The sequence below is a fragment of the Neomelitea salexigens DSM 19753 genome (genome assembly GCF_000422345.1).
Lineage (GTDB): Bacteria > Pseudomonadota > Gammaproteobacteria > Pseudomonadales > Spongiibacteraceae > Spongiibacter > Spongiibacter marinus_A.
Genome location: NZ_AULP01000004.1, coordinates 239,444 through 265,760, shown reverse-complemented (window position 1 = coordinate 265,760; position 26,317 = coordinate 239,444). Strand labels below are relative to the sequence as shown.

Here is a 26,317-nt window from a genome sequence, read left to right as displayed (position 1 = left end):
GACGCTGTTCTGAGGTCATAGGAGAGGCATCGTAGCTGCCACCAGAACGTTCTTGCTTGAGTTGGCGAACCCATTTGTCCATCGTGGACTTGCCCACGTTCATGGCTTCGGCGGCGTCTTTCACTGAATAGCCCTGGTCAACGACGAGCTGTGCGGATTCGAGCCGAAACTCGGGGCTGAAGGTCGGGCGTGATGGTCTGGTCATTGGGTCACCTGTAATCGAATGAGGTGATGCTATCACCTCTAATTAGGTGGCCAAATTCACTATGCCACTACATGATGCTGTTATCGTAATTTTTATAACCGAGAATCGAGTTAATTTTTGGATGGATTGGAGAAACAAGCTTAATACCGGTGCGGCGTTCTTTGGGTACATGTGAAAAGCCGGTGCGCTCAGTAATATCTCCCGATATCGAGAGAGACCCGATCGAAAGGGGGCGTTGCGCATGCAGCTCAAGATGAGGCCTGGACTGCCACCCGGAGTCGGTTAGTGGACCATCAAATTCGCCGGGAATGAGATTTCTCAATACGGCGGTGATATCCCATGAAGCCCATTTTTTGGTTAGCCCTATATCGATATTGCCAAAATGATGCTCGTTGCTGTCGCGACTGGGATCGAAAAGATCGTCGTCTTCGTGCTCCACCAATCGGAGTTTTCGTTCATGCACGATAATGTATTGGTATTTGAAGCTGGCGCCGAAATTGAAACCCTTTAGCCAGTTGACGTTGAAGCGTTTCATTAAAGCCAGATCGATTACCGCTACACCGGCGGTTTCTATCGTGGATTCCAGATCGGCTGGCATGAGACCCGCGGTCATCGTTGCCAATTGCAGTCGCTGTTCGTCCTCGGGGTCGTAGACAAAGGTGCCGGCGAATCGCCCTTGGCCACAAGCACACAGGTGCCAACCTTCTGGTAGCAATGGCGCATCAAATAGTACCGCGAAATTAGCTCGACCCGTAGCGAATTGACCATCCAGCTCTTTCATCTCCGCGATAAGAGAGTCGGTTTCGAAGTCGAGTAATAACACACCGGATTCGGAACGATCACCGAGCCCTCTTGCTTGTTCAGCTAAATCCAGCACTTCACTCAGGAATCTGTCATTGTCAGTAATGCGAACACGCCCTGTAATGCCCAGTAATGGCGGGCTATCGCTCTGTTTATCCGGTAAAAGTGACGGGGAAAACGCTGCCGCTACTAATTGCGCCTGTTGGGCGATTGCGACAGGCACTTGCGTACTTAGCCGGATGCAAGTAACCAGGATGATAAATGGATGTTTCACGCACGCTTCCTTAGCGCTACGCTTTTAAATTTTCTTAGCGATCGTGCGGCATCGTCCGCGATCACATAGGCGGCTGGTAAAACCAGAAGCGTGAGAATTGTCGACGAAGACATACCACCGATGACAAGAAAACCGACTGGATTACGGAGTTCAGAGCCGTCGCTATTCGCTAACGCCACAGGCACCATGCCCAAGACAGTGGACAAAGCAGTCATTAGTACTGGCCGTAGTCGCTGAGGGCCTGCACTCAACACCGCGTCCCTCGACGCTTTCCCTGCCTCGCGGAACTGATTTGCAAGGTCTACAAGCAGGATGCCATTTTTCATGACAAGCCCCATGAGCGCAATGAGTGCAATCTGAACAAAAATGTTCAAAGGTTGATTGAAAAAATAGAGCATTGAGAAAGCGCCTATAAAAGAGAGGGGAGCCGTGACCATGACAATTAGGGGCTGCACAAAGCTGTTAAATAAGCTCGCCAGGATCATGTAAAGCGACACGAGGGCTAAAACGAAGGCGAAAATAATCGCGTCTGTGCTGTCCTGCATGCGTCGGGCTTGACCAAGGTATAGGCCGGAATAACCTTCGGGCAGGCCGACCTCAGCGACGATGCGGTCTAGCTCCTCTGTTGCAGTCCCGAGCGCAACGCCAGGCTTTGTGTTGGCGAAAATACCAATTTTTCGGGATCGAGACTGGCGCTCAATCTGGGCTGGGCCTGAAGCAAAGCGAAGGTCGGCCACATTGGCAAAATCAATGAGCGATCTGTCCGACGCCCGCGATTGAATGAGCTCGACCCAGCGCATGTCAGCGCGGTCGTCTTCCTCCATCTGGGCGCGCACCTCGATCCTTTCTCCATTTTCCTCATAGGAAGTGACCTCTATCCCGCCCAGCATAATACGCGCGTTGTTGGCAAGGCTTTTGATCGAGACGCCTAAATCTGCCGCTTTGGCACGATCGACATCAATTTGTAGTTCTGGGCGGCCAATTTTGTACGTAGAGTGTATATCCGCATAAATGCCGGTTTCTCGCATACGTCGCATGACCTCGTCGGTAATCCGTTCAAGCTCCCCCAGATCTGAACCGGTCAACGCATATTCCATATCAAAGGACGTAAGACCGCCACCGGTCATGATGGGCATTTCAGAAACAGAGATCGTTTTGGCCTCGGGTATAACCTTGTAGAGCACCTGGCGCGCTTCGGCCATAACGTCAAATTGATCCGATAAGCGATCTTTTTTGTGGACAAGTTTGAGAAAATAACTAATCTCGTTCACCCGCTCGGTCTGGTTGCCGCCGACGGTGAAGAATACGTTATCAACGTGTTTTATTTTTGCGAGCTCAGCGGCAGCGCGCTTCGCAAGCTCTCGTGACTGGGATATGCCTGCGCCTTGCTCCAATTCAACGTCGGCGATGAACTCTGACCTGTCAAGCGAAGGGATAAAATCGATGGCCAAGCGTTGAGCGACGAGCACGCCAATCACCACGGAACCCAGCGCGGCCGCGACCACAAAATAGCGATAGCGAATGGAAATGCTCAGCATTCGGCTATACCAGTTTTCCAGGCGCGATAGAGCCCGATCGATTAGGGAGCTAATTGCGCCTTTGTGCGCTTGTGGTTTTAAAATTCGAGCACACAGCGCAGGTGTGAGCGTGAGCGACACGAGCAGCGACACTCCAATGGAAAACACTACCGTTAATCCATATTCACGGAAAAAACGGCCAATCACCCCTTCCATAAAAGCGATGGGCACGTAAACCGCCATGATTGCTACTGTCGCTGCAATGACCGCACCGCCCACCCGATCGACGCCGTGGGAGGCTGCGTTCGCCGGGCTCATGCCGCCTTCTATTTCCCGCTGAATACTTTCTAGCACAACAATGGCATCGTCCACCAGAAGACCGATGGCCATGGCGAGGGCAATCAGCGTCATCATGTTGATGGTGAAGTCTGCGGTATAGAAGGCAAAAAAAGTAGCAATTAAAGCACATGGCATGGCGATAGAGACAATCAGCGTTGCCCCTATACTGAGGAGAAAGAACCAGGTGACGATAGCTACGAGACCGATGGCAAATATCATGTCCGCAAATGTGTCTCGAATGCCGGCCTCGGTGAAGAGAGATGCATCTTGAGCTGTGACGATAGTTGTTCCCTCTGGCGCTAAAGCCCGCACCTCATCGAGTGCCTCTTTTACGGCGTTGGCGACTTCGACGACGTTTGTGCCAGATTGCCTGCGAATATCAAGGGAAATACCGGTGCGGCCGTCTAACTCCGCGTAGGTGCGCTCGTCTTCCAACCCATCCTCGATGCGGGACACATCACCGAGCTTTACAGGCGCTTGACGGTCAAATGCGACGATGAGCTCTTCGAATTCACGGATTGAACCGACCTCGCCTTTTGTTTTAACGCCGAATTCGCGATCTTTCATCTCGGTTTCCATGCGGCCGCCTGGTACTTCCACATGTTCTCGCTTTATAGCCTGAACTACTTCATCGGCGGTTAGACCATAAGCGCGCAGGCGTTCTGCATTTAGCCAAATTCGTATTTGCCGTTCACGTCCACCAACGACTGTTACAGTTCCGACGCCGGTAACGCGTTGGAGGCGATTCTTAACGGTGTCCTCTGCAAACACTGTCAGTTCGCTGATTGGCACCGTACTTGCGATCATGACGGACAAAATCGGCGCAGATGCAGGATCGACTTTCTCAACAATGGGTGGCTCGATATCTAAGGGCAAATTACGCCGTGCAACGTCCAGCTTGTCCCGGACATCCTGGACCTTAACATCGAGGTTGTCCTCCATCTCAAATTCGAGAAAGATTTGTGACAGTCCTTCTGAGCTCACAGAACGGAGAAGTTTGAGGCCCGCTATGGTGTTTACAGCTTCTTCAATGACATCAGTGACTTCGGTCTCAATAGTTTCCGGCGATGCCCCCTCGAGCGCTGTGGTTACAGATACGTAGGGTATGTCCAGTTCGGGGAAAAAATTAACACCTAGACGTGCTAGCGAAATCGATCCAAGTACAACCAGTGCACCGATTAGCATGGTTGCAAAGACCGGTCGTCGGATAGACAGATCGGAAATCCACATCAGTTTTCCAATCCTTCTTTTCTGGTCATGACGACATCGTCAGAAACGTCAGTAAGGTGCGAGCTCGGCAATACGCGCATGCCGGCCTCCAGTCCACTAAGCACCTCAACCGAATCAGTGTTGTGGTCACGTGTTGTTAAGTGGCGTATTCTTGCCTTGCCATCTTCGTAGAGCAAGACATAGGGGTCGTTGGGCGGGCCACGCAATAAAGAACGGGGGAGGAGAACGACTTTGTGCGGCTTGGGAAAAATCTCGGCTCGCGCGAAAAGGCCCGGTTTGATTTTGTAGCCGTCATTGGTGATAACTGAACGTGCGTCAATCGACCGAGAGGCTATATCGATTCGGTCGTTAATAATGTGAATCTCAGATTCAATTACATCCGGTATACCATCGATACGGATTTCGACTTTCGTGCCTAACGTGATTTCGGGTAAGTACTTGGCAGCTATACTCCAGACGGCTACGACAGGATCGGCTTTTTTTACCTGGACCACGGCCGAGTTTCCCATGCCTGAGGCTCGGCTTGAGATGAAAACGCCTTCGTCCACAAACCGTTCGGTGATTACGCCGGTGTAGGGCGCGCGGGCAATAGCATCTTCAAGACTCTGTTCAACCTGGGCGAGTTTTGACTTTGTAATATCGACACGGGCTCTCGCAGTTTCTAAAGCGGCGGCCGAGGTGTCAAATTGCGCTGCTGAAGCTACTCCCTTGTTGCGCAGATTGGAGACCCGATTAAATTCAATCTTTGCCTTTCGAAATTCGGCCGCGTATAGGGCGGATGAAGCAGCGAGTTCCTGCTTTTGTAACCTGAGTACGACGTCTCGCGTTCGAAACAAGGCGTCGCCAGCTTTCACTCGATCGCCAACGCGCACATAGATTTCCTCAATCGTTCCTTCGATCTTGGGGCCAATATTGCTGGATTTTGCAGCCATTATCGTACCGGTTGCCAAAATGGGTTTTACAACGTTTTCAGTAGTGACGGTATGTAAGGCGAATTGGGATGGTTGAGAGTGCTCGGATGGCGGTGCTTGCTCAGTAATTTCGTTCTCTGCCGATGCAAATGCTTTGCCACTATGAAAAGCGGCGATCAGTGGCAGCGACACAAGAAAAATCGATTTGCTGATAAGGCGCAATGGAATACCCTCTTGCAATAAGGCGTTGTACATACTATAAGTATACATAACATATGTAAACAGAGGTTATTCCATGAAGCGAGAGGACTTGGAGTGGAATTTAGGGTACCTGCTAGACGATGCAGCGCGGCTGATGAGGCGGGCCTTCGATGCGCGAATCAGACACTTGGGTTTGACGCGAGCACAGTGGTTTGTGCTTGCACAGCTTTATCGGGAAGATGGGTACACCCAGACTAATCTTGCGAAACTGGCGGATATGGACAGGGCCACGCTGGGCAAAGTTGTCGACCGCCTCCAGGAAAAGGGCTTAATTGAGCGACGTCCCCACCCTGAAGACAGGCGGGCCAATCTTATCTACATCACAAAAGCATTTGATCGGCTGGTCGCGCCAATGCGTGCAGAATCAATACGACTCTACTCCGACGCCCTGCGCGGGCTTAGTGTCAAGCAGTGCGAGCAATTTACCGCTATGTTAGCCAAGGTCCGCGAAAATTTAATCGGTAAGGCAGAGATTGAAAATGATGGTGTTAGCGAAATGGATTCGTATATGCCACGCATGGTCGGCGTCCGTGAGCTTACCTGATTGCAGGTTCGGGCAGACAGAGAAGATGCAATAACTTTTAGTAATAATTATTTCCGCTACGCTGTGACTTGCGTGCAGCTGCCGATGCTATGCCAGGCATGCCTCGAGCATCCGGAGCCTTATTAAATATCTAAATGAGGAAAATATGGTGTTTGAGCAAGGAAAAACTGGTATTGGCAGCACTGAAAAGTTATTTGATATGTTCTTCACGCATGTTGGTACGCATCGTGACCTTGGATTGACGCTCCAAAATATAGAGGGAGATATCGCTAAAATTCATCTTCCTTTTCAGAGTAAGCATGCTGACTCAATAGAAAATGGCAGTCTTCATACAACCGCAATAGCGACTGCCATTGATAGCGCCTGCGGCTGTGCGGTGATGCTTCATCTCGGCAAGCCGGCAGCCATCGCGACCGTGAATCTAAGAATCGATTACATGCGCAAACCTGAGCCTGGGCGGGGCTTGGTTATCGAAGCTAGTTGCTATCAATATGCGGAGGATTTTATCTATGTTGGTGCGGCGGCTTATCAGGTAAATTCAAAAATAATGTGCTGCAACGCTGTTGGCATATTTAAATCTGACACGCCGGGCCCCGTGCTTGGCATGGAAATAACGTAGGCACGCCGAATGATAAACCAAAAGCTTATCGATTTTCTTGAAGAAACGCCTTATGCCCGTAACTACGGGACCGAAATAATTACTTCAATACCAGAGACGGAGTGCGTAACCCGGTGGCAGAATGTTTTTACGGGTAACCCACTTTTGCGTGCCTGGCACGGAGGCGTAGTTTCAGGTGTTCTTGAGCTGACCGGGACGCTCGCCGTCATAAATTCTGCCAAGACTAAAGAGTGCGCATTGCTTTCTATAAACACGAGCTACCTTCGTCCAGCCTTAGGTGATAAAAGTTTGTTTAGCCGTGCCACTGTCGTTCGAAGCGGAAAACGTGTTCATACGGTCAGCGCTGTTGTGTGGCAAAACTCTCCGGATGAACCAACAGCAATCGCATCATTAACGTTCGCAGGAAAGTAGTAACTCATGGTCTGCAGAAAGTCCGGGGCATCCACTTCAATTGCAATCCCGATTGAGGATTTTTATAAGAGTTGCCCTAAGCGTTCACCAAAACTGCTTTTGTCGTCATGGCAAAGCGTGATCTTTACTGACTGAGTAAACACATCTCGCCACACCCTTCATATCACAAGTATCCATCTTTAGATCAAATGCCTCTATTTTTTTCGAGGTGCCTGTTGCTAGATTACCCAAGTGAAAAGGCCAACACTTTGGGGGCGCGAGCTAAAAGCGCATGGCCAAAATTCATTTCCCATGCTGGTTCCCAATAATACCGTTGATCCTGCGCAGTACGCGCAACAGTTGAGGACGAAAGTCCCGCTTGTATTGGATCCACAAGTCCAATCATTGGGCTGTCACCAATTACGGGAAAACGGAAAGTTCGTAGGACGACCCGGTGAACTGTTCTCTTTCAGCGGGCCAGAAGGCGATTTTTAAGCAGAGGGCCGCAGCTAATTTTTGATGTGTCCGCACAACCGTGTCGACACCCCCAGACAGGTGAAGAATTCTATTATGAGCGTTGCCGAATTGGACAACTACAAGCAGGCCGCGGACAACCGCGACCTGAAACACATTCCAGGCTCCTTTGGCCTTCCCGTTATAGGGCACTTCTTCGAGATGGTGACGGATCTTTACGGCACCATCGACCGACAGTATTGCCGCTACGGGCCAGTATCGCGGCTAGGAGTGGCGTACCTCAAGGGAGTGCTGCTGATCGGGCCGGATCTCTACGGGGAGGTTTACCTCGACAAGGATAAGAATTTTTCCGCTGAGATGGGGTACGCGCGCACTCTGGGTCGCTTCTACAAAGGAGCGCTGCTGCTGCGGGATCACGGCGAGCATCGCTTCCAGCGCCGCATTATGCAGAGCGCGTTCAAGACCGAAGCCATGCGCGGCTACTTCGGCACTATGGGGCCTATGCTCAAGGAGGCTGTGGAAGGCTGGGACGGTCGCGAAGACTTCCTGTTTTTCCCAGCCATAAAACAGGCCCTGTTGGACGTGGCCGCTACAATTTTTGTCGGGCTGGACAAGGACGATGATCGCGCCGCCAATTTGAATCATGCCTTCCTGGACATCGCCAATGGCCTGCTGGGGTTTTTCGCCAAGGAAATACCCGGCACTAAATACGCCAGGGGTAAAAAGGCCCAGCGCCATTTGCAGGAGTTCTTCGGTTCGTTGATCGAGGAGCGACGCCGCGGCAAAGGCATCGATACCTTCAGTTACTTCACCCGGGAAACCACTGAGGACGGTGAATACTTCAGCGACGAAGACATCATCGCGCACATGAGCTTCCTGCTCTTCGCTGCGCACGACACCACTACCAGTGCCCTTAGTCACTTGATGCTGCATCTCGGGGAGAATCCCGAGTGGCAGCAGCGCTTGCGCGAGGAAGCGGCGTCGATCGATAAGGAGTTTCTGGATTACGACGATCTCGAAAAGATGCCACTGGCCGACGCGGCGGTGAAGGAAACCCTGCGACTGCATCCCTCAGCGATGGTGGCGCAGCGGAGAACAATTCGCGACTGCGAACTCGGCGGTTACCGCATACCTGCCAACACCCTTCTGTTTCTGGTGCCCCAGTATACCCACCGTATGGCCGAGTACTGGGATAATCCTCATACCTTCGATCCTGAGCGCTGGCTGGAGCCTCGCAACGAGCACAAGCGCCACCCCTTCAGTTTTGTCGGCTTCGGCGGCGGCGCTCATAAATGTATCGGCATGCACTTCGCGTTGACACAGACCAAGAACTTTTTACACCAGTTTCTGCGTCGCTATGAGTTCTCATTGGCGGCTGATTCCGGTGAAAAACTTCAGACCGTTCCACTGCCCAAGCCAGCGGATGATCTACCACTGCATTTGAAGCGTTTAGGGTAATACGTCTGCCGGGGCCTCCCTGTAGGCCAACCATCGCACCAGCACAATTTTGGCGTGGTTCGCCGGACTTTTCTGTGGTATGAGGCATGGGTTCGAGCGAGCTTCGCAGATGCTTTGCATCTCATACCCCAGTTTATTCTTTAGGATGGGATAGCCTGTAAGCTTTTGGTGACATGCCATAATGCTTTTTAAATAGCCTAGAAAAATTGTATTGATCGCTGTATCCCACCGCTTGCGCGATTGACTTAATCGACTGATTTGTATTCTGAAGAAGCAGCCGTGCTTTGTTCATTCTTAGGTTGCTAATGTAATCGAAAGGTGGCCTACCTAGCTCTTTCTTGAACAAGCGACTAAATGCCTCCCTTGTCATATTCTGACTGTTAGCCAGATTTTCAATGGCGATATTCTGTGTGTAAGACCGATTCAGGTAGGTGACTGATTTTTGAATGCGATGATCGATTACCGTTCTTTGGGATAACGTGATATCCAATTGGCTTAAGGTGTAACTAACTAAAAGGTTGCTATAAAGTTGTCCAATTAAGCCGTATCGATCTTTCTCTGCCATGGAACTAAGCCGAGTAACCCGATCAATCACTATGTCAATCGCAGGAGCCTTATAGATACCAGGTTCTATATTGAGGTGAATCGATGGCAGGTAAAAATAAAGTACCAACTGGAAAGACGATGAAAGTAGCGTGCCGTATACCTCCGTATGCGGCGGTATTAAATAGATCCAATTTGGCTCAAGAAAAATTTGGCGACCTTCATACTGCAGAGCCGCGGTAATCTCGGCATTGTAGTAAAGACACCACTCTTTGGTGTTCATGGGAACGTTGCCAATATTCTTGTCTACCCAAACATATTCGCAACTGACAAGGTCTACACGGAAATTCCCTTCTTCTTTCATAAACTGTACTTGGCTTTAAAAAAAGATGGCTTATTCTATCCAGCATAAATAATCGGGTGGCCTACCCTATATTGTATATCACAAATAGCCATCAATTGGTCATATTACACCATTCGTCGGAGGAATGTTTGGACTCCCCGAGAAAGATAGACACTTCCGCGCTATTCTTGAGCATAGGAGGAAGTCATATGAGCAGTCAACGATATACCCCGAAATTCAAGGACGAGGCCGTTCGCCAAGTAGTTGACAAAGGACTTTCAGTCGCCAGTTCGTTAATGCACACCGGTATGAATTTGCGGTAACAACGATGTGTCTTTCACTGAATGTTGCACGAGCCGGCTTCTACCAATGGCCGCAAATATCGCTATCTGATGGGGCAATGGAAGATTTATGGGTGCCGGCTTAACCCGGTCATCGTATGCAGCAAGCCGGGGCGTTTATGGCTCCCCACGGGTATTCCTGGATTTGCGCGAAGTCGGAGAAACCTGCGGGATACATCGGGTTGCCAAAACCATGAAAGCCCCCCTTTAAAGGCGGTGCGCGTCCAGATCACACATCTCCATCATTCGGTCAGATATACCTATTTTAGCGCAAGGTTTCTATTGCTATATTTGGAGTTGGAAAGTCCGACACATTGATTAGCAGGAGCTAGAAGGCCGTGGCAACACAATTATTTCCCATGCTGGATCCGAATTATATCGACAATCCTGAGCCGTACTGGCAACAGCTGAGAGAGGAAGCCCCGCTGTATTGGAGCGAGGAATTCAACTTTTGGGTGGTTACTCGCTATGAGGACGTGGATAATTTCGCAAAGCGGCCGGAAGACTTTTCATCTTCGAGCGGCCCTGGCGGTGGTTTGCGAATGGATGATGCTTCAGCTGAGGACGTAGTAGGCTTTTTGCCGATGATTCAAAACGACCCGCCAGAACATACCAGGTTGCGCTCTATATTTGCCAGAAGCTTCACATCGCGCCGCATAACGCAATTGGAATCTGAGATAAGTGGAATCGCCGATCAATTGATTTCTGACTTACAAAACAAATCTTCCGAAGGAAGAGAGTTAGACCTCTACAAAGATTTTGCAAGTCCATTACCGGTGGCAGTTATTGCAAAGCTTTTAGGAATACCGTTGGAATATTACGAGCGGCTTAAATTTTGGAATGAGGCATTGGGAGTTGGTGTCGGCGGAAGCTATACAGAAAAACAGCGTTTTAACGCCACAACTGAAATGAACGACACTTTATCCGAAATCATTGAGGAAAAACGACTCAACCCTGCAGGTGACCTGATTTCGTCGCTCGTTAAATTGGCCGATGAAGATGGCGAGCAGCTAAAGCCGAATGAACTTTTAGGGTTTTGTAAATTGTTGTGGATTGCCGGCAACGAGACAACCACGAATTTAATAACAAACGCTGCGGTTGTACTCCAGGAGCAACCCGAGATACTTGAGAAGCTGAAAAATAATAAAGCACTGATTCCTCAATTTGTCGAAGAAGCACTTCGCTACGTAGGGCCGGTAAATGGGCTCTTCCGTCGAGTAACTCGAGATATTGAATACAAAGGGAAGAAACTTAGGGAAAATGACAATGTCTGGATAATGTTCGCCTCAGCCAACAGGGATGAGAGACATTTTGAAAGCCCGGAAAGTTTCATTATTGAGCGAAGCCCTAATGATCATTTGTCACTGGGAAAGGGAGTGCATTTTTGCATGGGTGCAGCCCTGGCAAGACTTGAGGCACAAATAGCCTTTGAGCATCTGGTAGACGTGCTCCCTGGCTTTGAGTTAAAACCTGAAGAGGGTTTGCGCATTCCCGTACCAGTTCTGCGCGGGTGGATAAAGCTACCCATGATTCGTAAAGTATGACGCCATGAACGCCGCAGGGTTGTCTAATTGCCACGCCTTAACCAGTCGTGGCTGTTCGCGCTATGGCTGCTATGGGTCGGGAGCAGGCACGCCAGCGAAATAGTTGGAATGTCTGGAAAGAGCTGCTACCAGCCATATTGATGTCCAGGCCAGCCGTCCGCTTATTACCAGCAGCCGACTTTACTTGCGTTGGGCAGGAACTGACCTACCATAAATTGGCCATCACGGGTTTCTACCATAAGATGGCCAAAGCGGCCAAGTTATGGGTGAATCGATACGCTTTTGGTAGGTGGTCGCCGGTAGAGAGTTATATTAGGCCGCTATTAGAGCCGCTGGCTCGACTTCAGATTTGTAAAGGATATTTAGGCAGTATGACCCATTCTTAGCCCTTACTATTGGGCCCCCGTTTCGTGCTTTACGAAATAATAGATTGCTGTAAAAAAATATCCCAATATGTGTGGGTAAATTGTTTCTTATCTTATTGCTTTATAATGGAAAAATTGTTTTATCCTCGAAATTTATCGTGCTTATTGTGATTTCTTACCGGATACAAGGTAAAGACAGTTACACCATGCTCGATATCCTGATGAACCTGCAAAAGAGTGCACCGATCTCCTTTGAGCTGGTTGCCGTGAATATGGACCAGAAGCAGCCGGGCTTTCCCGAGCATGTCCTTCCCGAATACCTCGAGACGCTGGGTATCGAGTACTACATCGTCAACAAAGACACCTATTCAATCGTCAAAGAAAAAATCCCCGAGGGCAAGACCACCTGTGGGCTGTGTTCGCGTCTCCGACGGGGAACGCTGTATGGCTTTGCCGAGCAAATTGGCGCCACGAAAATCGCGCTGGGACACCACAAAGACGATATCGTACAGACGTTATTTTTGAACATGTTCTATGGCTCCAGGATGGCTGCGATGCCGCCGAAGCTGCTATCTGACGACAAACGCAACGTCATTATTCGTCCGCTGGCGTATTGCCGAGAGGCGGATATCGAGCGCTTTTCAGCTTATAAAGCGTTCCCCATCATTCCCTGTAATCTCTGTGGTTCGCAGGAAAACCTGCAGCGCCAGAATATTCGCCAGATGCTCCTGGACTGGGAAAAGCAGGATGGTAGCCGCATAGAGAAAATTTTCTCAGCAATGCAAAACATTGCTCCCTCACAGCTGGCTGATCGCGAATTATTTGACTTTGCCAACCTCAATATTGACCGCTCTACCGAGCGTGAAGCTCACCCCTTTGATGCCGCCCAGAGCATTGATGCGGGTGGTCCTCAGTCCCTGCCTTTTGTCGAAGTGAGGCTGTAAACTCAGCTGGCCTAAAACCTGCATTACCGTCTGTGTGGGCGGCAGCTAATCGCGCAAGTCATTGATAAACAATGTATATGCGTAGGCGCTGCTGTCAATAAATTGACGAATTGGGCTTAGGTTGCTTTGAAAATCAGCGCTGTCAAAAAAATGACTCTTAGTGGAGGGGCTAGCCAATGGCAATAGCCCCGCGCGTGCTGATTACGTTCCAGTTTTTCCTGCTGGTCGCATTGCTCGGCGGTGCAGCGGTCGCGGCGCTGCTCAAGCAGGCGGATTGGCTTAGTGTGAGTCTGTTGTCTGGCGGCGCAAGCCTCGCCGTTGCGCTATTTATTCAGCTTGCCTCGCAGCCTGCGGCCAAACCCTTAGTCAAAAACAATAAACGGGTCGACTACGGTGTTCATTTACGCTTGCTACGCACCACTGCGGAGGATGAGCCAGCGCGTGTCGCAGCGGTGATTGATCACTGGCTGGATGGACAAACCTCACAGTGCTCCCCCGAGCAAGCCGCTATGGTGCTAATGGCCCTGGAGGCGAAGGTTGCCGCAAGCGTGATGCGCGAATTCAGCCCGGAACGAATTCAAATATTGACCAGCTACATGGCGACCCTGGCAACGCCGGATGCCGGGCAGCTAGCGCAATTATTGGCACGCTTTAACGACGATATGCTGCAATTTTCCCTGGTGCGGCCCAGTCAGGCGGAGGATATTCGCGACTTGCTCGAGGAGGCCCTCGGTGAAGAGCGCGCAGCATTAGTTAAGGGCAACCTGGCACTGCAGGGGCAGTCGCAGCAGATCGCGAAATTGAAGTGGTTGGCAGCAGATACCATTGCAGACATGCTTCGCAGGGAGCATCCGCAAATACAGGCCGTACTGATCGCCTGTTTGGAACCGGCGCAGGGGGCGGCCGTTATTACCTGTTTTGACCCCCAGCGACGCAGGGAGTTACTCAGCCGCTTGGCGTCGCTGCAGTCCCTGTCGACCGCTGCGCTGGCGGAATTGGATTGGTTGATTGAGGAATACTTGAACGCGCGCGGCCACAGTGGTCGCCGCTTAACCGGGGAAAGTCTGGCAGCCGCTTTGCTTAATGAGTTGGATGTTGCCGATGAAAGTGCGTTGTTGGAGGGCTTGAGGGAGTATCGTCCGGGCTTGGCCGAGCGTGTGGAAGACCAGATGTTTGGGTTTGAACAGTTGCAGCGCTTAACGGAGGCCGATATGAAAAGCCTGGTAGCTCAGCTCAATCCGCAGACCGCGTTGCGAGCGCTTGACGGCGCCACCGGCGAATTACGTGCGGCATTGCAAGACGCGTTGCAGAGCCAGCACCCTGAAGAGAGACTGCCTGGGCCGCCCTCTAGCGGCGAAGTAGAGCTCGCCAAACAGGAGCTTGTTGCCGCCGCTAAACGGCTGGCGGGAGTTGGCGAGATCGTGCTCGATAGTCGCAAATTATCACTTGGAAACTAACCCGCTTATCGGCTTTTGCAGGGATGGCTATGACAACAATTGACCAGCAACAATACGACGAACTTCGGCGGATTATGGGCAGTGATATCGACGTGTTGGTCGCGAGTTTTGAGCGCGATTGTCAGCTGCGTATCGCTGATGCACAAGAAGCCTTCGCCGACAGCGACTTTGAACGGCTGCGACGCATTGCGCACACCTTAAAAGGTGGCGCACTAGGCATGGCCGCATTGGCCTTGGCCGAGGAGTGCAAGGGCTTAGAGAGTGCCGCTAAGAGCGCAGATTCCGCGGCGGCAAACCTGGCGCTTCGGCGTGTTGAGGAACATTTGGCAATAACACTTCGAGTGCTCAGGGAGAGTTGTTGAGTGCGTGTCATTTTTTTGACTAATACAGGCGGGTCGTGGCCGAGGGGGCTGCAGCACTGATGAAGGATTTGCTTTCGCAAGCAGAGATAGACGCGTTACTGGCCGCCGTGAAGGATGAGCCAGCGGTTCCGGGTATCGAGCCTAAACCCAACTATGCCCAATTTGATCTGGCCAGTCGACAACAACCGAAGGCACGTCGCCTGCCGGGTTTAGAGCAACTAAGCAAGCGCTTTGCCGAACATTTTCGCAGTAGTTTGCTCGACGTGCTGGGGCAGGACGTCGATGTTAGCCTGCTGGAGCTACAATTCTCGCCCTATGCGGAATATCTCCATTCGCTGTATATCCCTTCAAGTATGAATTTGATGCGCGTCGAGCCGCTACTGGGCACGGCCATGATGGTCTTTGATGCGCGCTTGGTATTTCGCTTAGTGGAAATCTACTTCGGCGGGAGTGAGGCCCAGGGGGTGCCGGATGGTCGCGATTTTAGCCCCTCCGAGCGGCGTTTGATCGGCAAGCTCCTCAGCCGCGCTCACGCTGACTTTGAAGAAGCGTGCAAGCCTGTTGCCGCGCTTCAGTGTAAGCCGATGGGCACCGAGTTGAATCCCTCGCTGGCCAATATCGTTGGCGCGGCAGACACCGTTGTGGTTTGCCGTTTTCAGTTGGATGCCGAGGGCGGCGGCGGTGGTGAGCTGCATATGTGTTTTCCTCTGGCGATGCTCGAACCCTTGCGTGAGAGCCTCTCTCAGAGTGAGTTGGCGCAGAGCCGGGCGCCCGACCCGCAGTGGCAAGGCGCCATGCAGCGCGCCGTGCTGGACACGCCGCTGCCCACGCGCTGCGTGTTGGCAGATAAAGCGATGACACTGGGGCAAGTGGCAAATTTAAAGGTGGGGGATGTGCTGAGCTTGGGGAGTTGTCAGCAAGCCGAAATTCGTGCATCCGGCGTATCGCTGCTCAAGGCCAGTGTCGGCATGAGCAAGGGGCAGTTGGCGTTAAAAATAAAAGGGCGCGCATAGCGTGTGAGGAGTGAGGCAATGACTGAGCCAGAAAACCTGCGGCGAGAGCGTGAGATGCTGCGCCAACAAATAGAAGCGGAAGAGGGCGAGCCGTCTGGAGCGTCTGACCTGCTGGGGCAGGCCCGGCTTCGAGAGCGCGCAGCGGCGGCGCCGGACCTCGATATGGTGATGGACATTCCCGTCCGCGTCACCCTGGAGGTGGGGGGCAGTGACATGGCCATCCGTGACCTCTTGCAGTTGCAGCAGGGCGCGGTGGTGGAGCTGGACCGCCAAGCAGGCGAGCCGCTGGATGTCCTCGTCAATGGTCGGCTGATTGCGCGAGGAGAGGTGGTGGTGGTTGATGACAAACTTGGTATTCGGCTGACTGAGGTTGTGAGCGCCACCGAACGTTTGCAGTCGCTGCGATAGCTATGAATAAAATGGTATTTGTTATTCCCGATGCATCCGCACTGTCTGCACTGGAATGTTGGGCGCAGATGCAGTGTGAGCAGGGGGCGCACTGGCGCCTGCGACTGTGGGCGAGGGACGAGACGCGTTCTCCGGCAGCGTCGTTGCCACATCTTAATGAGCTGCAGCTGAGCGATATTCCTGGGCTCAGCTGGCGTGGTGCAGTCTGGGCCGCGGTCATTTCAGCGGTGTTGGTTACCGTACTCTGGCCATATAGCCGCGAGCTCTCCGGGGCGATGCAGGCAGTGGTTCGCTACGCCCTGCCCAGCGCGTTGATTTTCTTTGGGCTTTGGCTGGGCGGTTTACTCGGCACCATGCGCGTAAATCCCGTGTATGAGACATACCGGGAAGCGTGGTCGAGTGCCAGCGGCCTGGTATTTGTTGATTGCCCCACGCTTCATCAGCGTCTGCTTAGACGCGAGCTGGCCCAAATCGGATTGCGATACCTCGATACTCGGCACCGCTATTTTGGTAGCTATCGATACCCGCAAAACTCCCTTACTGGGAGAGGCGCTTTATGACGGTTCAGGTTATTGGGGTAAGCGGCGGCAAAGGCGGGGTAGGAAAAACCAATGTCGCCATCAATACCGCTGTGGCGCTGGCGCACCAGGGTAAGCGTGTGGCGATTCTCGACGCCGACTTTGGCTTGGCAAATGTCGATGTTTTGTTGTCGCTGTCGGCCCCGCGGACTATTGAGCAGGTCCTTAGTGGCGAATGCTCACTGGAAGAAGCAATGATTAGCGGACCCTCCGGTGTGCGCATTATCCCGGCGTCTTCCGGTGCCAGGCAGCTGACTCGTTTGAGTGAGTTGCAGCATGCTGGCGTGATCCGAGCGTTCAGTGATTTGGCCGCGCAGTTGGATGTATTGATTGTCGACACGGCAGCGGGGATCACCGACACCGTTTTAACCTTTACCAACGCCTGTCAGGAGGTGCTGGTGGTGGTCTGTAATGAACCCTCGTCGCTGACTGATGCCTATGCGCTGATCAAATTATTGAATCGTGATTTCGGTCGCCAACGCTTCCGCATTCTGGCCAACATGGTTGGCGACGAAGATGAGGGGCGCGGCTTAGTGCAAAAGCTGGCAGGTGTCTGCGAGCAATTTCTAAGCGTGAGTCTCATCTACAGCGGCAGCATTCCTTTTGATCCGGCGCTCAGAGAGGCGGTGAAAAAACAGCGGCCAGTGGTCGATTATGCCCCGAGTGCACCGGCCTCACGGGCGTTCCGAGACTTGGCGATGCGGGTGAGCGATTGGCCCCTGCCGCGCAAGCCGTCTGGGCAGCTTGCGTTTTTTCTAGAGAGCCTGATTCAGCAGCCCGCTGGAATGGAGGCGCCGCATGAGTGATGAGCGCTCCCCCGATCCTTTTGCCAGCACTGATGTCGACAGCGACTCGCCCGCCCGGGGGGCGTCGTCCTTGCGCGACATCAGAATTTTGGTGGTCGAGGATTTCGCCACCATGCGTCGTGTAATGCGCAATCTGCTCAACGATCTGGGGTATGCGCGCATTAGTGAAGCTGATGATGGCAGCGTGGCATTGCCCATGCTTCACAACCAACACTTTGACTTAGTGATTACCGATCTGTTGATGCCTGAAATGGGAGGGTTGGAGCTGTTGCGGGTTATTCGCGCCGATAGTGCCCTGAGGCATATACCGGTGATGATCGTCACCGCTGATGCGCAGCGGGAAAAAATCCTCGCCGCTGCGCAGGCTGGGGTTGATGCCTATATCGTTAAGCCGTTTACGGCGGCAATGCTGGAAAGCAAAATTCGTGAGCTGTTTTGCACGAATACGTCGAAAATATGACCATTTGATTACAAAATTGGCCCTTTGTGACCGGGCCAACAGTGTTACTGCAAGACTTTGCGCATAATTGCCAGCCATTACGAATCCGGATTCGCTGATCCAGCTGGTCTGAGATCAATAACAATAGAGTGCATACTGTGGACGCAAACGAACACGAAGGTATCCTGGCGATATTTTTGGCGGAAGCCGAGGATATTGTTAAGGGCTTGTTTGCGCAGCTGGAAGAGCTGCAGTACGGCTATGATGGCCAGCGAATACTGGATGATATCCACCGCGGCTTTCACACCCTCTATGGCGGCGCTGCCGTCTTGGAGCTGGTCGAGCTAACCGAGTGTGCGCGTTTAAGTGAACGCGTGATGGATAGGCTCAGAACGCGGCGAATTGCCCTCAGCCCGAGCCTGGTGTCATTGATTGTCGGCGCGACAAGCGCGATAGAAGTGATGTTGAGCCGGTTGATCAACCACCAAACTGTCAATCGCATTCCGGACGAGCTCAGAGGGCGCCTACTGAAGGCGGCAGGGCAGGCTATTGACGAGTCGAAAGCGAAGCTAGAGGGGTCAGCGCCGCGCAGTGGCGATGCCTTACTAGATGTGTTTTTCGACGCGGCAGCAGGAGGGCGGTCATCGGCAGTGAATGCACGGCCTGCGGCCACTTCCGGTCGCGCGCTGCAATCCGATGCAAAATTGAACACCTTGCTGGATAGCCTGTATAGCCCAGCGACTTCGGTGGTGGACAAGAAATTGAAATCGGCACCCGCCGCGGCGCGTGTCAGCGAGCCGCAAATCAGTGACCTCGTCAGCGAATTGGCCTGGGTGCGCAATCGCTTGATGGGGTTCCGGGCTGAGAGTGAGGGCGACAAACTGAATAAGGCGTTAGCCTACCTCGACCTAGTGACCCAGGATATGGAGCGCTGGCTACAACGCCACCAATCCGGCGGTCAGTAATCATCACCGCGAAGTGGGTGCTCTTATCGGCCTGTCAGCGAAGCTGTTGCCGCTGCGACAAATTGCCGCGCTAGATTCCGGGCGCGGATTTCGATGTTATTTCGTATATACTTAGCCGCGTTTTAAATCGGACTGCCGCAATGCGGTGGCCTTGAGCAGCGAGAGTGAGTTTGTCGCCACCAGACCTCAAGTTACACAACCTATACAGCGAGCGAGATGAACGCGTATTGTTTGCGGGCTTGTCGCTGTCTGTTAGCGCTGGAGACGTTGTGCAACTGGCCGGCCCCAATGGCAGTGGCAAGACCACGTTGCTAAAGGTTCTCGCCGGTTTGTCTTCGCGTTACGAGGGCGACATTTACTGGCGGGGTGAGAATTTGATCACCCAGCGCGAAGACTTTCGGCAGCACAGTTTGTACCTGGGACACGGCAGCGGTATCAAAGCGCAGCTGACCGCCCTGGAAAACCTGCGTTGGAGTTGTGCGGTGCGAGGGCAGCATGTTGCCGACGCCGACTTGCATCGCGCCCTGACTAAAGTGGGGCTGGGGGAATTTATTCAGCAGCCGTGTTACAGCTTGTCTGCGGGTCAGCAGCGACGTGTAAATCTGGCGCGACTTTTTTGCTGCCCGGCCCAGCTCTGGTTATTGGATGAGCCTTTCACTGCGATAGATCAGCGCGGTGTCGCGGAAATAGAGCAGTGGATCTGCGACTTTGCCGACAACGGGGGAATGGTGTTGTTAACCACTCACCACCCGCTGTCCTTGCCCCGTCCATTGCGCCGCATAGAACTGGGGGGAGCGTCGTGACCCCAATGGGTACCAGTACGGTGATGTTTGCCGTGTTGCGACGCGACTTGCAGGCTGCGCTGCGACGCGGTAGCGAGTGGAGCAACCCTCTGCTGTTTTTCTTAATGGTTTGCAGTTTGTTCCCACTGGGTATCGGCCCAGAGCGTCAGCAATTGGCCGTGTTAGCACCGGGCATTATCTGGGTGGTGGCCTTGCTGGCGTCGATGATGGCAACAGATGGCCTGTTCCGCGGAGACTACGACGACGCGACCCTGGAGCAGCTCCTGTTGAGCCCGCTACCGTTGTACCCTCTGGTGTTGGCAAAGACCTTCGGTCACTGGCTGGTCAGCGGTTTGCCGCTGAGCCTGTTGTCGCCCTTGTTGGCAACCATCCTGCAGTTGCCCTCAGAGGGGCTTGCCGTATTGATGGTGAGCCTGCTGCTTGGCACCGCGGTACTGAGCTTTATTGGCGCGATTGGCGCCGCCTTGACGGTCGGCTTGCGCAAGGGGGGACTATTGCTGTCGTTGATTGTCTTACCCCTGTATATTCCGGTGTTGATTTTTGGCAGTGCAGCGGTGAAAAGCGCCATTGATGGCATGGCATATCTGCCGCCGCTGGCGGTGTTGGCGGCGCTGCTGATGGCGGCCCTCGCGTTGGCGCCGCTGGCTATTGGCGGTGCCCTGCGCATTAGCGTGGATCAGTAAGTGTTAGTTTGAATTGAGGAAAGACTGGCTTTGGCAAATTGGCAATGGTTTCACAAATGGGGCTCCCCACGCTGGTTTTACCAATTTAGCGGGCGCCTGTTGCCTTGGTTGGCGATTCCCGCCTTGCTGCTGCTTGTTGGGGGCTGCGTGTGGGGGCTCGCCTTTGTACCCGCTGATTTTAAGCAGGGTAATAGTTTCCGCATCATCTATATCCACGTTCCCGCCGCCGCCGTTGCGATGGGCGGCTATATGCTGATGGCAACCGCCGCCGCGGTACATTTGATATGGCGTATGAAGCTGGCGGCCATCGTCATGAAATCCGCGGCGCCGATTGGCGCAGCGCTAACATTTCTTGCGCTGTTGACTGGCGCGGTGTGGGGAAAGCCCACCTGGGGAACATGGTGGGTGTGGGATGCCCGCATCACGTCCGTGTTGATTTTGTTTTTCCTGTATCTGGGTTTGATTGCTCTACATCAAGCCTTTGAAAACCGCGACGCCGCTGCGCGCGCTTGCGCGGTGCTGGCAATTGTTGGCGCGGTGAACATCCCAATCATCTACTGGTCTGTGGAGTGGTGGTACAGCTTGCATCAGCCTGCCAGCATCAAGTTTGTCGGTGAATCAACGATTCACCCGACGATGTTGCGCCCGTTGATGGCCACGCTCAGTGGCATGTATCTGTTTTTTGGCTGGGTACTGTTGCTGTTCGTTCGCGCCGAGATTATTGAGCGAGAGAAAAATACCCGTTGGGTGCAAGCGTTGGTGAGTGGCAAGTAAGGGGGAGGTAGTAGTGGTATTTGCAAATCTTCAACAGCTTTGGCAAATGGATGGTCACGGCCCTTACGTGTGGTTCAGTTTTGCCACCAGCGCGATCGTGTTGTGCGCTCTGGTATTTGAATCGCGGCGTCGCGGTCGCAATGCGCGGGCGCTAGCGGCAGCGGCAGCCCGCCGTCGTCGGGCTGAAAATCAGTTTTAAATTAATGCTACGGAGGCTGTAATGGCCATGCACCCCCTGCGTAAACAACGCCTTGGAATCGTCGTGTTTATATTACTTGCCAGTGCGGCAGCGGCGGCGTTCTTGGGTTACGCCTTGCGAGAGAATATTAACCTGTTTTATCCGCCCGCCGATATTGTCGCGGGCAAAGCGCCGCTCGACAAAAAGATTCGCGCTGGCGGGATGGTGGAAGAGGGCTCCGTGGAGCGCGCCACTGACAGCCTGAAAGTTCGCTTTCGCGTGACGGATTACAGTGCCAGCGTAGCGGTGGCCTATGAAGGGATCTTGCCTGATCTCTTCGCCGAGGGCGAAGGCGTCGTGGTTACCGGTCGACTTGCAGAAGACGGGGTGTTTTACGCAGATGAAGTGCTGGCCAAGCACGACGAAAATTATATGCCGCCGGAAGTCAGCGAAGCCTTGGAAAAATCTGCGCAGTCACGTGCCGAGGAGGCGACAGCAGGCAAGGAGTACAGCGGCTCGTGATTATTGAACTGGGGCACTTCTCGCTCATTCTAGGTTTTGCTTTTGCGCTGCTGTTAGCGGTTGTTCCAATGTTGGGTGTCTGGCGTGGAGACCGGCGCGCAATGGCTGCCGGCGCGACCCTGGCCTGGGGGCAGTGCCTGTTCACAACGCTGGCCATAAGCGGCTTGTTTTACGCTTTTCTCAGCGATGATTTCTCCGTCAATATTGTGGCGCTGCAGTCCAACTCTCAGTTGCCAGTCGCGTATAAATTCAGTGCGCTGTGGGGTGGGCACGAGGGCTCGTTGTTATTGTGGTTGGAGATTCTGACCCTGTGGACCGTTGCCGTGGCGGTGTTTTCCAAGCAACTCCCCTTGGATATTTTGGCGAGAGTGCTGTCGGTGATGGGCATGGTTGCCATTGGCTTCTTCGGCTTTGCCTTGTTTACCTCGAACCCGTTTGCGCGCAATCTTCTGAATACGCCTGCAGATGGCCAAGACCTCAACCCCCTGCTGCAAGACCCTGGCATGGTCATTCACCCGCCGATGCTCTACATCGGCTACGTGGGCTTTTCCGTGGCGTTCGCCTTTGCCATCGCAGCCCTGCTTAGCGGACGTATGGATGCCAGCTGGGCGCGGTGGTCACGACCCTGGACCAATATCGCGTGGTTGTTCTTAACCATTGGTATCACACTGGGTAGCTGGTGGGCCTACTACGAGCTTGGCTGGGGTGGCTGGTGGTTTTGGGACCCAGTTGAAAATGCCTCTTTCATGCCTTGGTTGGTAGGCACCGCGTTGATCCACTCCTTGGCGGTCACAGAGAAGCGGGGCATCTTTAAGTCCTGGACTCTGTTACTGGCGATTTTTGCCTTCTCATTGAGTTTGCTCGGCACCTTCCTGGTCCGCTCTGGGGTGCTAACGTCGGTCCACGCCTTCGCAGCAGACCCCACCCGAGGAATGTTTATTCTCGCTTTTCTCGTTGTTGTGGTTGGCGGCTCGTTAACCCTGTATGCCTTAAAAGCGCCGTCGCAACATAGTGCCAAGCCATTCGAGTTGTTATCGCGAGAAGCGCTGCTGCTGGCTAACAATATTTTGTTGGTGGTTGCCGCATTGACCGTGCTACTTGGCACGCTGTTCCCCCTTATTATGGATTTTGCCGGCCTGGGTAAATACTCAGTGGGGCCGCCTTATTTCAATGCCTTGTTTGTACCCATTACGTGCTTGCTCGCGCTGTTGGTCGGCATTGGGCCGAGTACGCAGTGGAAACGCAGCAATACCCAGCGCTGGATGAGTGCGATGCTTGCGGCATTGCTGGCCTCAATGCTGTTGGGAGTAGCGGTGCCGTGGTTGTACGGCGGCGAATTTCATTTCGCTGCCAGTGCCGGGGCGTTGCTATTTGTATGGATTGTTGCGACGACGCTGATTAATTTGCGCGATAAGACCCGCAATGCGTCAAGTTTTGTTTCGGGCTTGCGGCGGCTGACACCGTCTTACTACGGCATGCTTGTGGCCCATCTTGGGTTGGCCTTTGCCTTGATCGGCGTGGGTATGGTGACCAGTTTTCAAGACGAGCGCGACCTGCGTATGAATGTGGGAGAGAGCACCGAAACCGCCTTTGGCTATCGGGTTGTTTTCGACGACCTTCAAGCCATTAACGGCCCTAACTATCAGGGCCAGCAGGGGCGTTTTAGTTTGTATGACGGTGACACGCTACTGGCGCAGTTAACACCTGAGAAACGCCGCTATCACGCCCGCGCATCGCAGGTGATGACCGAGGCGGCGATCGATGCCGGTGTGCTGCGCGATGTGTACATCGCGCTTGGCGAGCCCGTTGCCGAGCGTGCCTGGGCGGTCAGAATACATATTAAACCCTTTGTGCGCTGGATCTGGCTGGGGGGCATCCTTATGGCGTTGGGTGGTTTGTTAGCGATTTGCGATAAACGTTACCGGGGAAAAATTACTGGTAGCTCGAGGGGGAACGCGTGAGCAGGATTAAACTATTTTTGCCGCTTATTATCTTTTTAGTACTCGTGGCAATTTTCTTCGGCGTTCAGCGCCGAGTGCAAACCGGTGACTACAGCTCCACGGCGCTGCCATCGGCATTGCTCAATAAGCCCCTTCCGGAGTTCTCTCTGCCAACCTTGCAAGGTGAGTCGCTCAGCCGGGCTGATCTTCCCCAACAGTGGTTGCTGGTCAACGTTTGGGCAACGTGGTGTCCAACTTGTCATTATGAGCATCCCTTTTTGGTGGAGTTAGCGGAACGTGGCGTGCCAATCTTAGGCGTTGACTACAAGGATCGACGCGACCCCGCACTGAAGTGGTTGGCGGAAAAAGGCGACCCCTACTTTGCGACGTTATTTGATGAGCAGGGCACATTAGGTTTGGATTTGGGGGTGACCGGTGCGCCGGAAACCTACCTCGTCGACGCCGAGGGCATTGTGCGTTTCCGTTATCAGGGGGCACTGGATCAAGAAGTCTGGGATGAGCAGTTCGCGCCCATGCTCAGCTCACTGGAGGAAGCGTCGCCGTGAACCACCGCGTGTTGCTCGCAGTACTGCTGCTTTTGGCGTTGCCGTCTTGGGCGGTTATTGAAACCTACCAGTTCGATACCGATTTGCAGCGCCAGCGCTACAATGCCTTTATCGAAGAGCTGCGCTGCCCAAAGTGTCAAAACCAAAATTTGTCTGGTTCTGATTCGGCAATCTCTCAGGATCTTCGACGGCAGTTACATGCCATGATCATGGCCGGCAAATCAGACATTGAAATTACGCAATACATGGTTGATCGCTACGGCGACTTCATTCTGTACCGGCCGCGATTTAATGCCGCGACGGCGGTTCTTTGGCTGTTGCCGGTGGGCTTGCTGCTCGGTGGTTTAGCTATCTGGGCGATGATGGCGTCGCGGCGAGCCCGGCGCGTGCCGATCCAGCCGCTGGATGATCACGATCGTGCTGCGCTCGACTCGTTGCTCAGCGACGAAGAAAAGCCTTCTGAACGCGCTGGGGGCGATTCATGAGTCCAATTGTACTCGGTTTAATCTTGCTATTGGCGCTAGCCATGGGCCTGTGTTTGCTGGCGTTTCGTTCGCGCCGGGTGATCGGTGACGATAAAGCACAGCACCGACAAGCGCAGCGCGATTTTTATCGTCAGCGACAGCGTGAGCTACTCAAAGACCGTGAGATGGGCTTGATCAGCGAGGAGCAAATGGCGGAGCTCAACGCCGAGCTGGACAAGCAGTTGCTGGAAGAGAATGCAGAATTTACCGCTCGCGCTGGAATTTCTCGCGGGCTAGTGCTTTGGTTATCATTGCTATTGCTTCCCGCGCTTGCCCTGCCATTGTACGACTATCTTGGCTATCGGCTGGATTATCGGCTTCTCGACGTTCAGCAGCAGTTGTTTGCCGCCGATCAGCCCAGCGAAGATGATCTGCATCGTTTCGAGGCGCTGGTCGATGATATTTTAGTTCGCCGGCCTGAGAACGCGGAGTTATTGATGACGATGGCATCAATACGCCGACAGCAGGGCAATTACGCCGAGGCGGCGCAGTACTACGAGCGCCTGCTTGATTTATTTCCCCAGGATGCCGATATTCTCGCCCAGCTGGCTCAGGCGCGCTATTTGTCGGCCAACCGCGTGATTGATGCGCAGACACGCAGCCTGCTCGAGCGCTCACTGGCGGTGAATCCTCAGCAGGGCACGGCTCTGGGCGTGCTCGGTATCGACGCGTTCGCTGCCGGTGACTATCTCAACGCGATAAAATATTGGCAGCGCCTTCAGATGGGGCTCGATCCACAGACGGGCGAGGCGATGGTCATCGCCGCCGGCTTAAATGAAGCGAAGCGTTTGGCAATTGACGCTGGGTCTATTGAAGGCTTGCAGCTAAGTGTGGATATTGCACCGTCGCTTGGCAACTTCCCAAATGGCGTGCTGTTTGTGGTTGTGCGAGAGCCCAGTGGCTCGCCTATGCCGGTTGCCGCAGTGCGGATTCCAGTGCGGGCTGGCACGGCGGCCTTTCCGCTGACGGTGTATGTGACAGACAGTGACGTGATTCGCCAGGGCGCGACCCTCAGTGATTTTGATTCGCTGCGCGTTTCCGCCCACATTAGTGTTAAAGGGGTGGCGATGCGCAGCCCCGGTGACTGGGTGTCGGCAGCCGCTACTCTGAGTGGTGACGCCACGTCGCAGCCGCTCAGTCTGCTTATCGATCAGCTGCAGCCCGCCACACGTTGAATTTCTACTGATGTTGCCCGG

28 protein-coding genes and 1 pseudogene are annotated in these 26,317 nt (G+C 53.4%); 24 read left to right on the top strand and 5 right to left on the bottom strand.

Annotation, left to right across the window (positions count from 1 at the left end; translation table 11 throughout):
- The 4 genes from H573_RS0108900 to H573_RS0108885 all read right to left on the bottom strand — a co-directional run.
- A partial coding sequence (locus H573_RS0108900) for an IS3 family transposase (protein ID WP_027873953.1) occupies window positions 1-205 on the bottom strand: 205 nt, incomplete at its 3' end.
- Between the two features lie 67 nt (window positions 206-272).
- Window positions 273-1,280 (bottom strand): conjugal transfer protein TraF, encoded by a 1,008-nt coding sequence (gene traF / locus H573_RS0108895; RefSeq protein ID WP_027873952.1) that lies wholly within the window; start codon window positions 1,278-1,280, stop codon window positions 273-275.
- Window positions 1,277-4,366 carry an efflux RND transporter permease subunit gene (locus tag H573_RS17670; RefSeq protein ID WP_036256185.1) on the bottom strand — a complete coding sequence of 1,030 codons (3,090 nt, stop codon included), beginning with the start codon at window positions 4,364-4,366 and terminating at the stop codon, window positions 1,277-1,279. Before H573_RS17670 ends, traF begins: the two co-directional genes overlap by 4 nt.
- Entirely contained in the window at window positions 4,366-5,532 is a 1,167-nt protein-coding gene (locus H573_RS0108885) for an efflux RND transporter periplasmic adaptor subunit (RefSeq protein WP_161624250.1), read from the bottom strand. Before H573_RS0108885 ends, H573_RS17670 begins: the two co-directional genes overlap by 1 nt.
- A 40-nt stretch (window positions 5,533-5,572) precedes the next feature.
- Here H573_RS0108885 and H573_RS0108880 point away from each other — a divergent pair, with 40 nt between their 5' ends.
- The 4 genes from H573_RS0108880 (at window position 5,573) to H573_RS0108870 (ending at window position 9,023) form a co-directional block, all read left to right on the top strand.
- On the top strand, window positions 5,573-6,082 hold the full coding sequence (locus H573_RS0108880) for a MarR family winged helix-turn-helix transcriptional regulator (protein WP_027873950.1): 510 nt from the start codon (window positions 5,573-5,575) through the stop codon (window positions 6,080-6,082).
- A 145-nt stretch (window positions 6,083-6,227) separates the two neighbouring features.
- Window positions 6,228-6,701 (top strand): PaaI family thioesterase, encoded by a 474-nt coding sequence (locus H573_RS18995; RefSeq protein ID WP_051171147.1) that lies wholly within the window; start codon window positions 6,228-6,230, stop codon window positions 6,699-6,701.
- Between the two features lie 9 nt (window positions 6,702-6,710).
- Complete coding sequence (locus H573_RS19310) at window positions 6,711-7,112, top strand: PaaI family thioesterase (RefSeq protein ID WP_084498002.1); 402 nt, start codon at window positions 6,711-6,713, stop codon at window positions 7,110-7,112.
- Window positions 7,113-7,661: 549 nt separating this feature from the next.
- On the top strand, window positions 7,662-9,023 hold the full coding sequence (locus H573_RS0108870; RefSeq protein WP_051171146.1) for a cytochrome P450: 1,362 nt from the start codon (window positions 7,662-7,664) through the stop codon (window positions 9,021-9,023).
- A 133-nt stretch (window positions 9,024-9,156) separates the two neighbouring features.
- Here the strand turns inward: H573_RS0108870 and H573_RS18990 are convergent, their stop codons facing one another.
- On the bottom strand, window positions 9,157-9,930 hold the full coding sequence (locus H573_RS18990; RefSeq protein WP_027873948.1) for a helix-turn-helix transcriptional regulator: 774 nt from the start codon (window positions 9,928-9,930) through the stop codon (window positions 9,157-9,159).
- A gap of 265 nt (window positions 9,931-10,195) precedes the next feature.
- On the opposite strand from H573_RS18990, the pseudogene H573_RS19880 reads away from it, so the two are divergent.
- From H573_RS19880 to ccmI, 20 genes and pseudogenes are all read left to right on the top strand, one after another.
- Window positions 10,196-10,449, top strand: a pseudogene (locus H573_RS19880) (IS3 family transposase); the annotation flags it as partial.
- A 139-nt stretch (window positions 10,450-10,588) separates the two neighbouring features.
- Entirely contained in the window at window positions 10,589-11,794 is a 1,206-nt protein-coding gene (locus tag H573_RS0108860) for a cytochrome P450 (protein ID WP_027873947.1), read from the top strand.
- 523 nt (window positions 11,795-12,317) lie between these two features.
- Entirely contained in the window at window positions 12,318-13,103 is a 786-nt protein-coding gene (gene ttcA / locus H573_RS17655; protein WP_267878900.1) for a tRNA 2-thiocytidine(32) synthetase TtcA, read from the top strand.
- A 176-nt stretch (window positions 13,104-13,279) separates the two neighbouring features.
- Entirely contained in the window at window positions 13,280-14,560 is a 1,281-nt protein-coding gene (locus H573_RS0108840; protein ID WP_027873945.1) for a FliG C-terminal domain-containing protein, read from the top strand.
- A gap of 29 nt (window positions 14,561-14,589) precedes the next feature.
- On the top strand, window positions 14,590-14,922 hold the full coding sequence (locus H573_RS17650) for an Hpt domain-containing protein (protein ID WP_051171145.1): 333 nt from the start codon (window positions 14,590-14,592) through the stop codon (window positions 14,920-14,922).
- Between the two features lie 59 nt (window positions 14,923-14,981).
- Complete coding sequence (fliM, locus tag H573_RS0108825) at window positions 14,982-15,935, top strand: flagellar motor switch protein FliM (RefSeq protein ID WP_036256281.1); 954 nt, start codon at window positions 14,982-14,984, stop codon at window positions 15,933-15,935.
- 18 nt (window positions 15,936-15,953) lie between these two features.
- Window positions 15,954-16,343: a flagellar motor switch protein FliN gene (fliN, locus tag H573_RS19740; protein ID WP_027873943.1), complete on the top strand. Its 390-nt coding sequence runs from the start codon at window positions 15,954-15,956 to the stop codon at window positions 16,341-16,343.
- A 2-nt stretch (window positions 16,344-16,345) separates the two neighbouring features.
- Complete coding sequence (locus tag H573_RS0108815) at window positions 16,346-16,903, top strand: hypothetical protein (protein WP_027873942.1); 558 nt, start codon at window positions 16,346-16,348, stop codon at window positions 16,901-16,903.
- Window positions 16,900-17,727 carry a MinD/ParA family ATP-binding protein gene (locus H573_RS0108810; RefSeq protein WP_027873941.1) on the top strand — a complete coding sequence of 276 codons (828 nt, stop codon included), beginning with the start codon at window positions 16,900-16,902 and terminating at the stop codon, window positions 17,725-17,727. The genes H573_RS0108815 and H573_RS0108810 overlap by 4 nt, the downstream gene beginning before the upstream one ends.
- Before the next feature lie 79 nt (window positions 17,728-17,806).
- Window positions 17,807-18,187, top strand: a complete 381-nt coding sequence (locus tag H573_RS0108805; RefSeq protein WP_027873940.1) for a response regulator — start codon at window positions 17,807-17,809, stop codon at window positions 18,185-18,187.
- 137 nt (window positions 18,188-18,324) lie between these two features.
- Window positions 18,325-19,131: an Hpt domain-containing protein gene (locus tag H573_RS0108800; protein ID WP_027873939.1), complete on the top strand. Its 807-nt coding sequence runs from the start codon at window positions 18,325-18,327 to the stop codon at window positions 19,129-19,131.
- Between the two features lie 164 nt (window positions 19,132-19,295).
- Entirely contained in the window at window positions 19,296-19,934 is a 639-nt protein-coding gene (gene ccmA, locus H573_RS0108795; RefSeq protein ID WP_234701851.1) for a cytochrome c biogenesis heme-transporting ATPase CcmA, read from the top strand.
- Between the two features lie 5 nt (window positions 19,935-19,939).
- Window positions 19,940-20,617 carry a heme exporter protein CcmB gene (gene ccmB / locus H573_RS0108790; RefSeq protein ID WP_027873937.1) on the top strand — a complete coding sequence of 226 codons (678 nt, stop codon included), beginning with the start codon at window positions 19,940-19,942 and terminating at the stop codon, window positions 20,615-20,617.
- A gap of 30 nt (window positions 20,618-20,647) precedes the next feature.
- Window positions 20,648-21,391 carry a heme ABC transporter permease gene (locus H573_RS0108785; RefSeq protein WP_027873936.1) on the top strand — a complete coding sequence of 248 codons (744 nt, stop codon included), beginning with the start codon at window positions 20,648-20,650 and terminating at the stop codon, window positions 21,389-21,391.
- Window positions 21,392-21,404: 13 nt separating this feature from the next.
- Entirely contained in the window at window positions 21,405-21,590 is a 186-nt protein-coding gene (gene ccmD / locus H573_RS19305; RefSeq protein ID WP_205618921.1) for a heme exporter protein CcmD, read from the top strand.
- Between the two features lie 27 nt (window positions 21,591-21,617).
- Complete coding sequence (ccmE, locus tag H573_RS0108775) at window positions 21,618-22,091, top strand: cytochrome c maturation protein CcmE (protein WP_027873935.1); 474 nt, start codon at window positions 21,618-21,620, stop codon at window positions 22,089-22,091.
- Window positions 22,088-24,052, top strand: coding sequence for a heme lyase CcmF/NrfE family subunit (locus H573_RS0108770; protein WP_027873934.1), 1,965 nt, complete (start codon window positions 22,088-22,090; stop codon window positions 24,050-24,052). Before ccmE ends, H573_RS0108770 begins: the two co-directional genes overlap by 4 nt.
- Window positions 24,049-24,597, top strand: coding sequence for a DsbE family thiol:disulfide interchange protein (locus H573_RS0108765; RefSeq protein ID WP_027873933.1), 549 nt, complete (start codon window positions 24,049-24,051; stop codon window positions 24,595-24,597). The genes H573_RS0108770 and H573_RS0108765 overlap by 4 nt, the downstream gene beginning before the upstream one ends.
- Window positions 24,594-25,082: a cytochrome c-type biogenesis protein gene (locus H573_RS0108760; protein WP_036256180.1), complete on the top strand. Its 489-nt coding sequence runs from the start codon at window positions 24,594-24,596 to the stop codon at window positions 25,080-25,082. The genes H573_RS0108765 and H573_RS0108760 overlap by 4 nt, the downstream gene beginning before the upstream one ends.
- Window positions 25,079-26,296, top strand: coding sequence for a c-type cytochrome biogenesis protein CcmI (gene ccmI / locus H573_RS0108755; RefSeq protein ID WP_027873931.1), 1,218 nt, complete (start codon window positions 25,079-25,081; stop codon window positions 26,294-26,296). Before H573_RS0108760 ends, ccmI begins: the two co-directional genes overlap by 4 nt.
- Window positions 26,297-26,317 lie beyond the last annotated feature (21 nt).